The organism is Marinomonas algarum (assembly GCF_020532605.1).
Lineage (GTDB): Bacteria > Pseudomonadota > Gammaproteobacteria > Pseudomonadales > Marinomonadaceae > Marinomonas > Marinomonas algarum.
Genome location: NZ_JAJATW010000026.1, coordinates 1 through 12364, shown reverse-complemented (window position 1 = coordinate 12364; position 12364 = coordinate 1). Strand labels below are relative to the sequence as shown.

The following is a 12364-nucleotide window of genomic DNA, read 5'->3' as shown; positions in this document are numbered from 1 at the left end:
TAAGTTGCTTCTTGTGTCAGTCTGTTGGGGTATAGCCAAGCGGTAAGGCAACGGGTTTTGATCCCGTCATGCGTAGGTTCGAATCCTTCTACCCCAGCCAACAGACAAGGCTATGTAGCTCAGTTGGTTAGAGCACATCACTCATAATGATGGGGTCACTAGTTCGAATCTAGTCATAGCCACCACTTCGATAATGTTGGGGTATAGCCAAGCGGTAAGGCAACGGGTTTTGATCCCGTCATGCGTAGGTTCGAATCCTTCTACCCCAGCCATCGAAATTTTATTCAGCGTTAAAAAATTGTAGGCTATGTAGCTCAGTTGGTTAGAGCACATCACTCATAATGATGGGGTCACTAGTTCGAATCTAGTCATAGCCACCAGTTAAAAAGATGTTTTAATTGGGGTATAGCCAAGCGGTAAGGCAACGGGTTTTGATCCCGTCATGCGTAGGTTCGAATCCTTCTACCCCAGCCATCTAAATCAATATTCCTCCTAATACTTTCTCTATTTTCCTTATTTGATTTGATTTTGAATTCCTTCAACCTATAATTAGACGAAATTTATCCTATCTGATAATTGGACTCTCATTATGAAATCTACAAAGTTAGCCTTTGCTTTATCCACCGTTCTAGCCGCTGGCGCTGCTAACGCTGATATTATTGGCGCAAACGCCGAAGCCGGTTTTTTTGATGGCGACGACGGTTCTGCTACTTACGCAAGCCTAGATATACAACATCCTATCCCTTTAATTCCTAATGCACGTGTCGATGTGTGGGAGTTTGAGTCAGACCCTTCAGGAGAAGAAATCAGTCATCTAGACTTTACCGGCTATTACGGCGTGGGCATCTTGTGGGCAAGTATTGAAGGAGGTCTAACTTTCCGTCAATTAGACATGACAAGAGGAGCAGACGAAGAAAGTGAATCCGTTCCTATGTTGTTTCTAGCCGCTTCTCTTGGCATTCCAGGCACAGGCATCACTTTAGCAGCAGAATCTAAAAGCATTTCGTCTTTTGATGACGTTACCATTACCGATCAAGCATTCAAAATACAGTATCAGCCACTGCCTATTGTCGGCGTGGAGTTGGGTTACCGCTCAATTGAGCAGGAAACCAAACCTTTTGGTGAGACAGACTACGATGGTTACTTCATCGGCGTAACAATCGATATCTAATAATCCTGTACTTTATTAGCGCAAAAAAAACTCTAGCCTGACATCAGACTAGAGTTTTTTTGTGCCGAAAGGATTTACTCACTTTTAGTAAACACTAACTCATCTTCTTTTACATCCGCCACAATCTGATCACCTGTTACAAAGTGACCTGACAACAGCTCGTTAGCCAATGGGTTTTCAATCCATTTTTGAATCGCACGCTTCAGCGGACGCGCCCCATAAACAGGATCATAACCCACTTCCGCCAGCTGATCGGCAGCGGCCTCAGTTAAGGTCAATGACATGCCCATTTCCGCCAAGCGATCGTTCAAATGCGCCAATTGAATGGTCGCGATACCTTTGATTTGAGAGCGCATCAAGGGATGGAACACCACTGTTTCATCAATTCGGTTGATAAACTCAGGGCGGAAGTGCGTACCGACAACTTCCATCACTTTCGATTTAATCTCTTCGTACTGATCGGATGATTGATACTCTTGAATCAAATCGGAACCCAAGTTTGATGTCATCACAATGACCGTGTTTCTAAAATCGACAGTACGGCCCTGACCATCAGTCAAACGACCATCGTCCAACACCTGCAACAAAATATTAAACACGTCCGGATGCGCTTTTTCCACCTCATCCAGTAGCAATACAGAATACGGGCGACGACGAACCGCTTCAGTTAAGTAGCCACCCTCTTCATAACCAACATACCCCGGTGGCGCACCGATCAAACGAGCAACCGAATGCTTCTCCATAAATTCCGACATATCGACACGCACCATGGCTTGCTCGGTATCAAACAAGAACTTAGCAAGCGATTTGCAAAGCTCTGTTTTACCGACACCTGTTGGCCCTAAGAAGAGGAAAGAGCCGTTAGGACGATTGGGGTCCGCCAAGCCTGAGCGAGAGCGTCGTACGGCATTAGACACAGCGACAACCGCCTCTTCTTGTCCCATCACCGATTCATGCAGTGCGTCTTCCATGCGCAATAATTTATCACGCTCACCTTCGAGCATTTTGTCGACAGGAATCCCCGTCCAACGTGATACCACGGTGGCAATTTCTTCCTCTGTGACTCGACGCTTTAACAACTTGGTTTCTGTGCTTTCTTCTGCTTTACTGGCTTTCTCAATTTCGGCTTCCAACATAGGAATGACGCCATATTGCAACTCAGACATCTTCGCCAAATTACCACTGCGACGCGCTTCTTCCATTTCATGACGAACGGATTCAAGCTCTTCTTTTAGCTTTTGTGCGCCTTGAACAGCCGCTTTCTCAGAATTCCAGATTTCTTCCAAATCAGAAAACTGCTTTTGTAACTGGTCAATTTCAACGTTCAATTCGTCAAGACGTAATTTAGACGCCCTGTCTTTTTCTTTCTTCAACGCTTCTTTTTCAATTTTGAGCTGGATCAAGCGACGCTCTAAACGATCCATGTCTTCGGGTTTGGAATCCATTTCCATACGAATGCGACTGCCCGCTTCATCAATCAAGTCAATCGCCTTATCTGGTAACTGGCGATCGGTGATGTAACGCTGTGACAATTTCGCCGCAGCAATAATGGCGGAATCGGTAATATCCACACCGTGGTGCACTTCGTAACGCTCTTTCAGTCCACGTAAAATGGCAATAGAGTCCAACACACTTGGCTCTTCCACCAATACTTTTTGGAAGCGACGCTCTAAGGCCGCGTCTTTTTCAATAAACTGACGGTACTCGTCCAGTGTAGTGGCCCCCACACAATGCAGTTCACCACGCGCCAAGGCAGGCTTGAGCATATTACCAGCATCCATAGAGCCTTCTGACTTACCTGCGCCGACCATGGTGTGAATTTCATCAATAAATAAAATCACCTGACCTTCTTGCTTGGCCAGTTCGTTCAAAAGCGCTTTGAGGCGCTCTTCAAACTCACCTCGATACTTAGCACCGGCAATCAAAGCCGCCATGTCCAACGACAAGACACGCTTATTTTTCAAGCCTTCAGGCACTTCGCCATTGATAATACGCTGAGCCAAGCCTTCCACGATGGCGGTTTTACCCACACCCGGCTCACCTATTAATACTGGGTTGTTTTTGCGACGACGCTGCAACACCTGAATAGTGCGGCGAATCTCATCGTCACGACCAATCACAGGGTCTAATTTGCCTTCAGCAGCACGTGCTGTCAGGTCAACGGTATATTTATCTAAGGCTTGGCGATTTTCTTCTGCATCAGGGTCGTTAACGGCGTCACCACCGCGAATATTATCAATGAGAGAAGCAACATCGGCCTTGGTCACACCACTGGCTTTAAGCTTTTTCGCCAAATCATCTTTGCCGTCAAACATCACCATCAATACTAACTCAGAAGAAATGTACTGATCCTTACGCTTTTGCGCTTCTTTATCAGCAAGATTTAACAACCGACCTAGCTCTGGAGACATCTGTACGTTGCCATCATGGTTTTGAACAGCAGGCAAACGTGTTAACAACTCATTAAGACTCTCACGGAAAGTCGTGACGGGGATACCTGACTGTTGCAGGATAGGTCTTGTACTACCCCCTTGCTGGTCAAGCATCGCCATCATTAGATGAAGCGGCTCAATATAAGAATGATCTTGTCCTAGCGCGATGGATTGAGCATCAGACAAGGCAAGTTGTAATTTACTGGTTAAACGATCGATACGCATAATCTGGCATCCTTTACAAATAAGAAAAATACATCGGTTAACAGCTTAATAGTGATCAAATAGTGCTTTTCAACTCCATGAGTGTCATTTTTTTGACACCTATCAATTTAAGTCGACATTGCGGCATTATTTATCCAAATAACAGACGCCATACGCCCCGTTTTACCGTCTCGTCGGTAGGAGTAGAAACGCGCCTTGTCCGTGTAAGTGCAGTAGTCCCCGCCATAAACCTGTTGAACACCGGCCGCATTCAGTCTCTGTGTCGCCAATAAGTATAGATTGCCTAACCACTTGCCTTCCTTGTCACTCGGAACAAATGCTGCCCGAGCCTCTGGCAATTTAGATTCAAAGGCCACTTTTACTTCATCACCCACTTCAAAGGCCGCCGGACCGATGGCAGGCCCTAACCACGCCATGACTTGGCTCTTATCATCAAAGCAAGCTAAGGTCGATTCTAGTACGCCATCACACAGTCCACGCCATCCAGCATGAGCAACCGCCACTTGTGTGCCTGCCGTATCACAAAAAAATACCGGTAAGCAATCTGCCGTCAGTACCGCACACACTTGCTGGGGAGCAGGTGAATAAGCAGCATCCGCAGAGTCAGGCGCGGTATGGTTCGAAGAGGAGTCAGACAAGGTCACTACACGCGTGCCATGCGTCTGGTTTAACCAATGAACCGTATCAGGCAAAGCAATATAGGAAGTGAATAACTGCCTATTTTGTTCTACGGCGGAAGGATCATCATTGACATGAAGCCCCAGGTTTAAAGAATCAAATGGCTCAACACTGACGCCGCCTAAGCGTGTTGAAACGTACGCACAGACATTCGAAGGTGCTGACCAATTTGGACGAATAAAAGAGCGTGTATGAGCTGACATGGCGATTTCCTTCCATTATAAAAACCAATTCGACGCAAAAACAAAAGGCAGCCAATGCTGCCTTTCTTACCCACAAAATAGTGTCAACGCTTTCCAGAATACATGCTATCTAGAAATACTCGGAGTCGTTACTGCCAGACTCCACCGTGTCTTTTTTAAGCGCTTCTACTAATGCTTTCATATCATCAGGCAAGTCAACTTCCCACTCCATCCATTCCCCCGTCACAGGGTGCGCTAAAGCCAGTTTCTTAGCATGCAAAGCTTGGCGACGAAAATGACGCAGCTCGTCCTGTAATTCAGGAGAACAGGCTTTAGGCATTTTCAAACGGCCGCCATATTGCGGGTCACCAACCAGTGGGTACTGGATAAACGCCATATGAACACGGATCTGGTGTGTACGACCCGTTTCCAGCTTAAGACGAATATGAGTGTGATTCTTGAAGCGTTCTACAAGGCGATAATGGGTGATGGCGTCTTTGCCATTTACTGGCTCCACGGCTTGTTTTTGACGATTGTGAGGATGACGACCAATAGGCTCGTCCACTTCACCGCCACCGGTCATCACACCGATACAAATAGCCTCGTACTCGCGCCCCATACTACGCTCTTGTAATTGAGCTACAAGATCCGTTTGCGCCACTAATGTCTTCGCTACCACCATTAGACCCGTTGTTTCCTTGTCTAGACGGTGCACAATACCCGCACGAGGAATGTGCGCAGTTTCAGGAGCGTGATGCAAAATTGCATTCATCAAGGTGCCATCTCGGTTGCCTACTGCTGGGTGAACAACCAAGCCTGCTGGCTTATTGACAATAATAATATCGTCGTCTTCGTAAACAATGTCTAATGCCATTTCTTGGGCTTCGTGGTCTTCCTGTGCCTCGATTACAATATCGAGTGTCACCTGTTCGCCACCAAACAGCTTTTCTTTCGGCTTAGTCACTTGTCCGTCTACCTTAAGAACCCCCTCTTTGATCCAACTTTGAATACGCGAACGTGAATAGTCGCTAAACAACTCTGTCGCGATTTGATCAAATCGATTACCGCCCAAATCGAAGGGAACTTGGGCTTCTTTTACTATGCGCTCTGCCATACAATGTACTTTAATCTGTTGTTTTCAGCCCGTTGATTTTATCATTGAGCCTGAAAGTAAAAAAACGTGTAGCGCCTTGCACTTCATCATCTTTCGCAATTTAACGCTACAAAATGCCGATTGAGGCTAATCTACTACCATATCAAGGTTTTGATTATACATGGGATTTCATCACTCGTTGCTCCGATTCTCTGGAATAGTAAGTTTTTCTTTTTTCATCGTGGCCTGTTCAAGCAAACAGGTTCAAGAGCCCGATCTACCTGAACGCGCCTATTACGACAAAGCACAACAAGCCTTAGAAGAAAATTTACCCTCTACTGCAATTAAACACCTTAAAGACCTAGATTCACGCTACCCATTTGGCGAATTCAGTACTCGTGCTGAGCTAGACCTAATTTATGCTCAAATGGAAGCAGACGAATTTATTGCGGCTCATGCAGCGGCAGAGCGCTTTATTAAAAATCACCCCGAGCACGATGCGTTAGACTATGCTTATTACATGCGCGCTTTATCCACTTACAAGGGAGCAGAAACTCTCATGACACGCTTCCTTGATGCCGACCCAAGTGAGCGTGACTCAAAAGAATTGACTAAGGCCTTTAACGAGTTCGCTGATTTTACTGTACGTTTTCCAAACAGCACTTACGCACCAGACAGTAAAGCACGTATGTATTACTTGCGTAACGTTGTTGCACGCCATGAGCTTCAGGTGGCGTATTACTACTTAAAACGCAAAGCGCCTCTGTCTGCACTGCGTCGCAGCCAAGAAGTCATTCAACACTACCCTAGTTCACAATCGGTTGAAGATGCACTGGCCATCAGTGTCCAGTCTTACAATGATTTGGGACAGACATCATTAGCACAAACAAACATAGCCGTATTAAAAACCAACTTCCCTGAATCGTCACACATAGATGAGAAAGGTAACTTCATTGCCTTAGAATTGCCAAATGACGCGGATCCTAGTTTCTTATATTGGATCAGTTTTGGTTTAATTGACTAACATTACACCGAAACATACCGCTTAAACCGTTGGAAAAAGAACATCATCTTCCTCGGTTCGCCAAGCGGTGTGTTTCACCATAACGGTTGATTTGAACCGTGCAGCATCAATAAAGTATCTTAACCACAGTCTAACTTGTCTATAAGGCGATGAATCAAACCAATTTTGATTGACGGCAGCGAATTGCCGGATAAATGGAAAAATCGCAATATCCGCCAGGCTTTCGGCTTCTCCAAGCAGAAATGGCGTTTTGCTAAGGCGTGCCTCTAACCTTTTAAGAAATACCTCTCCCTTGCCTCGATAATACGCCTCACTGTGTGCTGGGTGTCGATCGGCGTACTTGTATCGATCTAACCAATATTTAAACGTACTATCGTTGTAACGTATCCATGTCTGTATTTTTATTTTTGTTTGTGTGCAGTTTGGCCACAGTTGTTGTGTTAACTCGTTACTTTTTGTTTTGGATAACGCCCAAAACATAATGTCTAAGCTCTCTGGATAGCGTGTACCATCACAATCCATCAGCTGGGGCACACTGGATCGCCCGCCTAATGCCAGTAAGGCGTCAGGCTTTGACTTCAATACCACTTCCCTTAGACGAACAGAAACATTGAGGAAAGCTAACGTGTATCTGGCACGTATGGCATAAGGACAACGCCGAAAGGAGTACAAAATCGGTAACACAATCATTTCCCTTTTTAGACTTATATTTTAGTAACATGACGAAATTCGTTACACTGCGACTTTAATACAGAGAATACCCGATGAAGATTTGGCTGATAACCCACAGCGAAGAAATTAAAAAAACGACTGGTACAGGCAAATTAGTCAAGGAAGCACTGAATGACGAATGTGAGCGCATTATTTGGTCAAGAACAGAACCTAACAAGGAGATACTACAATTAGCGCCAAATAACACCGTACTGGTTTACCCTTATCAAGAAGGTGGACTAGAGATCCAAGGTGTTTCGAGCAGCGTCATTGAAAATATTTTGATCTTAGATGGCACTTGGCAGCAGGCACGAAAAATGTACAACCAATCTCCGTATCTAAAGCAATTTTGCCATTATGAGATACAAGGGTTACGTTCCGTTTACGCCAAACGACGCAACCAGAAAGAAACAGGGCTTTGTACCGCAGAGGTTGCGATTCAAATATTAAAAGAGAAACGCCACCTCAAGCTTACTGCCTTACAAAAAAAATTTAGCGTGTTTAATCAGTCACCTTGACACAAATTTTATCTAAATGTTCAACCCATGCCAGCATTTCGTCACCAACCTTAACCGCACCAACGTTTTCTGGCGTCCCTGTCATTATCAGATCGCCCGGGCGTAGCTCAAAGACTTCTGACAGTTTACAAAGCACTTCTTCAATAGACCATGTTAAATGTGAAATGTGGCTGATCTGTTTTAACTCTTGGTTCACTTTTAAGCCAATTTCCGCTTCTTTAACACGCTCGTCTAGCTCAGCATTTTTCAAAAATATAGGGCCAATAGGAGCCGACTCATCAAAAGACTTTCCTACTTCCCAAGGGCGTCCCTTTTTCTTCGCTTGCGCCTGCAGATCTCGTCGGGTCATATCCAAACCCACTGCATACCCTAAAACCGCTTCCGAGGCTTGCTTTAGGGTTAAATTTGAACCGCCTTTGCCTATCGCAACAACCAACTCAACCTCATACTCTAACTGAGACGTCGCTGTTGGATACGTAATATGCGTTGTCTCACTCAATGAAGCAGGGACAACACAAGACGCATCCTTTGTGAAAAAGAACGGTGGATCTCTATCTGGATCATCTCCCATCTCTCTCGCATGTTCAGCATAATTTCGGCCCACACAATAAACACGCCCGACAGGAAAAACCTCATCACAACCTACTACCGGCAGATAAACACGAGCTTGTTCAGGTACGATATTTTTCACATTAACCTCAATCATTAAAAGCGATTATTAAAAATGCCCCACCTTTAGCCAAAACAAACAGTCTGCTGACGATTGCCATTGATGGCGATCAAAAGAGGGTTCACGCATCCAAGTTCCTATCGATAATGTCGTCCCTGCATAAGTAGCATGGCCCGAAATCACAAATATTTCCACAGGCACATTGTTATCAAACAGAGGCAATGTATTTTCACCTTCTTGGTTGCGGACTAACCATACCTGCTCTTGACCGAAACGGTAAAGAGGAAAAGACTCAGCATGCTCAGAAAACCAGATCGGTGGAGACTTTATCATGACTTGGTGACAATCATCCGCTTGAAATTGATGCAACTTGACCAACAGTAAACACCCTTCATCACTGTAAGGCGCATGAGCGCTACCCGGTGGGTTTCGAAAGTAACTACCCGCTGGATACGAACCGTTTTCGTCAGAGAACACACCTTCCAAAACGAGTATCTCTTCACCGAGAGGATGCTGGTGACTTCGAAAAGAGGAGCCTGGGTGATAACAAACCACACTGGTGGCATGACCACGCTCCTTTTCCTCTCGTGCTAATGGTTTTCTCAGAACGCCTGCCATCGGGCTAGGTTGCCACTCTTGGGCTGTTGTATCGATCATTACGGGGACAGTAAAATTCATATTCAACATAGTTCACACCACTAAATTGCATTTCGTCTAAAAAATAGACACCGTAGTCTTCGACAAAACATCAAAGATCAACGTCTATAGAACAATGCTACAAATATAAAAAAGGCACCAGATGTTTCCACCTGATGCCAAATGTTCCAACAGTCTGTCTACAAGAAAGAAATATGGAACCTTGAATGATCTTGCTTAACGTAAGGCTCCTAGCCTAGCGATAGAACAGGAGCCTTAGAGTAAATAAAATCGTCTACTATAAAAAAATCTTAGAAACCGTAGTAAACACCAACCGCTGTTTGAGTGTCAGTCGTATCACTTAACTCACCCACTTCACCAAAAACATACACATTTGAGGCTAAGCTATAAGTAACACCTACTGCAGATTCATTATAATCATCGGAACCATCTGGATCTACGTTTTGGAAGGAAGCGTACACATCACCTGCACCGTAGCCGTAACGAGCGGCTAAGCCGTAAATGTCTTGCGTATCTTTTGTTGTTTCGTACTTAGCAGTAACAGACAAGTTTTCCATAGGCATTGCAGTAACTGATAAACCGGTCGTTGCTTCAGCGTCTTTGATGTTGTCACGTGAATCATAACCTAAGGCAACTGACATCATATCCATAGAATATTTAACAACGGCCATAGAGGATGTACCATCGTTGTCGTTAACCGGATTACCATTTTCGTTAACCGCGTCTCCTTTTACTTGAGTAGCCACTTGCACTTCAAGACCGTTAAAGGAAGGAGAGAAATAGGCAATAGTGTCGCCTTCATCTGTATCACCAGCATTTGTCATACCCAAATATTCATACTGATCTACCGAATCTTGAATTGCATTGTTGTAGATGGTATCAAAAGAACCAACCTGCACTTTACCAAAGTTGCCCTCTAAACCGACAAAAGCTTGGTCAAGACTGGATTTACCTCCATCTTCTTTTTGGTCTGCGTCAAATTCTAACTCATATTTGAAAAAAGCGGTCAAATCATCATTAATTTGAGTTTCACCTTTCAAACCAATGGTAGAACCATTATCTGCAAAATCATCACCTGCATCTGTGTCGCTGTATGCGTACTGGATATTTCCGTAAATATCTACTGTAGAACCTTCAGCCGCTTGAACAGATACAGAAGCAAGCGCAGCACTGGATACCGCAATAGCAATAATCGATTTTTTCATTGTCGTTTCCCTTTTGAATAATAAGCTTTTTCTTTTAGGCGCTTGATGTATGCAAGCAACATCCAATCAATTTAAACAATTCGCAAGAATAGACAAGCAAACGCACACTACTTGCATTTTGTATTCCGGTTATCTGCTTATTGCCTGTGAATTAAGAAAAAATAAGAACGTAAAAAAGTCTAAATTGAATATAAAAAACTTAATAATCAATAGGTTAGAATTTAAAGACAGGTTTCAACATACACATTGTCAGAACAAGAACCTAAATATATTCTTTATCTGTTTATAAGCGAAAAGTTTTCGTCAAGTAAAGCGGGAAGAAACAAGAGGACAGTGAGTGAAAGGGAGTAATAAGATACCTGCCGTTAAGCCTATAGCCCATGCCTTTAACAAAGGCATGAGTTCAATCGAGGCATGCAGTTAAAATCATCACCACATAAGATCATCAGGAATCTGAAAGTCAGCGTAAGGATCATCCTCAACACTCTCTGTGCGATTGTTACAAACGAGAACATAAGAAGCATCACGCTCACTGATCTTCATAGCAACAGGCTCTGGTATTAGCTCATAGGCATCGTATAACTTAACAATGGCCAAACGACCAGCACTCAAATCATTATGCATCGACTGGCTTATATAGAGCTTTTTAACTTTTTTATCGTCAGTAAAGTGGTAGGCAATATCACCATCCTCTTTCCGCACTCGATTTTGCTCAATCATTTGTCGAATTTGAGCCTGAACCGCTTTATGTTCGGCTTGCTGTTGTCGCTCTAAATTTAAAGCCTTATCTTTAGCTGCTTTTTCATCTCTTTGGCGTTTCAACTCGGCTTGACGTTCACTCTCATCTGTCGCCACCGCTTTCCCTTTTTTGACTTTCTGTTTATGCTGCAACGTTTCAGCTTTTAACTTTTTCACTTTCTTTTTATCTACAAGCCCAGCACCTAATAACTGCTCTTGTAAAGATTTAGCTGCCATATGATGTCACTCCTATTCCGTTTAAATCTGGCTACTTATATAACTTAGCCTTGTATAAAAACAAAAAAAGCGACTTTAAAAGTCGCTTTTTATCATTCGCACTGCTGAGAAATTCCTCAGCAAACGTTTCCTTATAGAGGAGTAACGTTTTGAGCTTCTGGGCCTTTTTTGCCTTGAGCTACTTGGAATTCAACTTTTTGGCCTTCAGCCAATGTTTTGAAACCAGAAGTGTTGATTGCAGAGAAATGAACGAAAACGTCAGGACCTGAATCTTGAGTGATAAAACCGAAACCTTTAGTTTCGTTGAAAAATTTTACTGTACCAGTTACTACGTCAGACATGTCTGTTTATCCTGTAGGTTAAGTTAATTTATACGTTTGCGTTAATCGCATAACGTTATAGTGCTAAAAAAACTCGGTATTACTTATGACTTAACAGGACCGAACATACTAACGTACTATTCGCAACTCTGGACATAAATATTGCCAACTCTTTTAAACGAAACTGATTGTAGTCTCATAACAGGCACGAGGTCAACGATAGTTTTACAAAATACTTATAAATACTGAATAAACTTTGAGGAGGAGGGGTTAATACTGGAGGCGTGTAAGAATAGGTGCAATGAATACCATACATCCGTTCAGAGTCAGCGCACTATAAACTCAATGCAAATCATTCACTCACAAACGAAAAAAGCCCTGACAGCGTATGCTATCAGGGCTTCTCGTGTTTAAAGCTTGACGACGACCTACTCTCACATGGGATCCCCCACACTACCATCGGCGATGGCGCTTTTCACTTCTGAGTTCGGGATGGGATCAGG

At 43.8% G+C, this 12364-nt stretch carries 12 protein-coding genes, 5 tRNA genes and 1 rRNA gene; 8 read left to right on the top strand and 10 right to left on the bottom strand.

All coding sequences use genetic code 11. The annotated features are described in order from the left end of the window. Window positions 1–25: 25 nt before the first annotated feature. From LG368_RS13435 to LG368_RS13410, 6 genes are all read left to right on the top strand, one after another. A tRNA-Gln gene (locus tag LG368_RS13435) sits at window positions 26–100 on the top strand. Window positions 101–108: 8 nt separating this feature from the next. After that, window positions 109–185 (top strand) — tRNA-Met (locus tag LG368_RS13430). A 12-nt stretch (window positions 186–197) separates the two neighbouring features. Continuing rightward, window positions 198–272: transfer RNA gene (locus tag LG368_RS13425), tRNA-Gln, on the top strand. Between the two features lie 31 nt (window positions 273–303). Continuing rightward, a tRNA-Met gene (locus LG368_RS13420) sits at window positions 304–380 on the top strand. Between the two features lie 19 nt (window positions 381–399). Next, window positions 400–474 (top strand) — tRNA-Gln (locus LG368_RS13415). 115 nt (window positions 475–589) lie between these two features. Next, window positions 590–1171, top strand: coding sequence for a porin family protein (locus LG368_RS13410; RefSeq protein ID WP_226755237.1), 582 nt, complete (start codon window positions 590–592; stop codon window positions 1169–1171). Between the two features lie 74 nt (window positions 1172–1245). Here LG368_RS13410 and clpB read toward each other — a convergent pair whose 3' ends face one another. The 3 genes from clpB to rluD all read right to left on the bottom strand — a co-directional run bounded on the left by clpB (window position 1246) and on the right by rluD (window position 5802). Beyond that, window positions 1246–3828 carry an ATP-dependent chaperone ClpB gene (gene clpB, locus LG368_RS13405; RefSeq protein WP_226755236.1) on the bottom strand — a complete coding sequence of 861 codons (2583 nt, stop codon included), beginning with the start codon at window positions 3826–3828 and terminating at the stop codon, window positions 1246–1248. A 107-nt stretch (window positions 3829–3935) separates the two neighbouring features. Beyond that, a complete protein-coding gene (gene pgeF, locus LG368_RS13400) occupies window positions 3936–4709 on the bottom strand; it encodes a peptidoglycan editing factor PgeF (protein WP_226755235.1) in 774 nt (257 codons plus the stop codon). Between the two features lie 109 nt (window positions 4710–4818). Next, window positions 4819–5802, bottom strand: coding sequence for a 23S rRNA pseudouridine(1911/1915/1917) synthase RluD (rluD, locus tag LG368_RS13395; protein ID WP_226755234.1), 984 nt, complete (start codon window positions 5800–5802; stop codon window positions 4819–4821). 160 nt (window positions 5803–5962) lie between these two features. On the opposite strand from rluD, the gene LG368_RS13390 reads away from it, so the two are divergent. Further along, window positions 5963–6805: an outer membrane protein assembly factor BamD gene (locus LG368_RS13390; RefSeq protein ID WP_226755233.1), complete on the top strand. Its 843-nt coding sequence runs from the start codon at window positions 5963–5965 to the stop codon at window positions 6803–6805. 21 nt (window positions 6806–6826) lie between these two features. Here LG368_RS13390 and LG368_RS13385 read toward each other — a convergent pair whose 3' ends face one another. After that, on the bottom strand, window positions 6827–7495 hold the full coding sequence (locus LG368_RS13385; RefSeq protein ID WP_226755232.1) for a glutathione S-transferase: 669 nt from the start codon (window positions 7493–7495) through the stop codon (window positions 6827–6829). Window positions 7496–7569: 74 nt separating this feature from the next. Between LG368_RS13385 and LG368_RS13380 the strand changes: the two genes are divergently transcribed. Beyond that, the gene (locus LG368_RS13380; protein WP_226755231.1) at window positions 7570–8034 is read left to right on the top strand and encodes a DTW domain-containing protein; all 465 of its coding nucleotides are present in this window, start codon (window positions 7570–7572) and stop codon (window positions 8032–8034) included. Here LG368_RS13380 and LG368_RS13375 read toward each other — a convergent pair. The 6 genes from LG368_RS13375 to rrf all read right to left on the bottom strand — a co-directional run. Continuing rightward, entirely contained in the window at window positions 8018–8725 is a 708-nt protein-coding gene (locus LG368_RS13375) for a fumarylacetoacetate hydrolase family protein (RefSeq protein ID WP_226755230.1), read from the bottom strand. The genes LG368_RS13380 and LG368_RS13375 overlap by 17 nt on opposite strands. Window positions 8726–8752: 27 nt before the next feature. After that, window positions 8753–9391, bottom strand: coding sequence for a cupin domain-containing protein (locus LG368_RS13370; protein WP_226755229.1), 639 nt, complete (start codon window positions 9389–9391; stop codon window positions 8753–8755). Between the two features lie 260 nt (window positions 9392–9651). After that, window positions 9652–10566 (bottom strand): porin, encoded by a 915-nt coding sequence (locus LG368_RS13365; protein WP_226755228.1) that lies wholly within the window; start codon window positions 10564–10566, stop codon window positions 9652–9654. Window positions 10567–10995: 429 nt separating this feature from the next. Next, the gene (locus LG368_RS13360) at window positions 10996–11541 is read right to left on the bottom strand and encodes a DUF2058 domain-containing protein (protein ID WP_226755227.1); all 546 of its coding nucleotides are present in this window, start codon (window positions 11539–11541) and stop codon (window positions 10996–10998) included. Between the two features lie 131 nt (window positions 11542–11672). Beyond that, complete coding sequence (locus tag LG368_RS13355) at window positions 11673–11882, bottom strand: cold-shock protein (RefSeq protein ID WP_024024079.1); 210 nt, start codon at window positions 11880–11882, stop codon at window positions 11673–11675. Between the two features lie 394 nt (window positions 11883–12276). After that, a 5S ribosomal RNA gene (gene rrf / locus LG368_RS13350) occupies window positions 12277–12364 on the bottom strand; the annotation flags it as partial.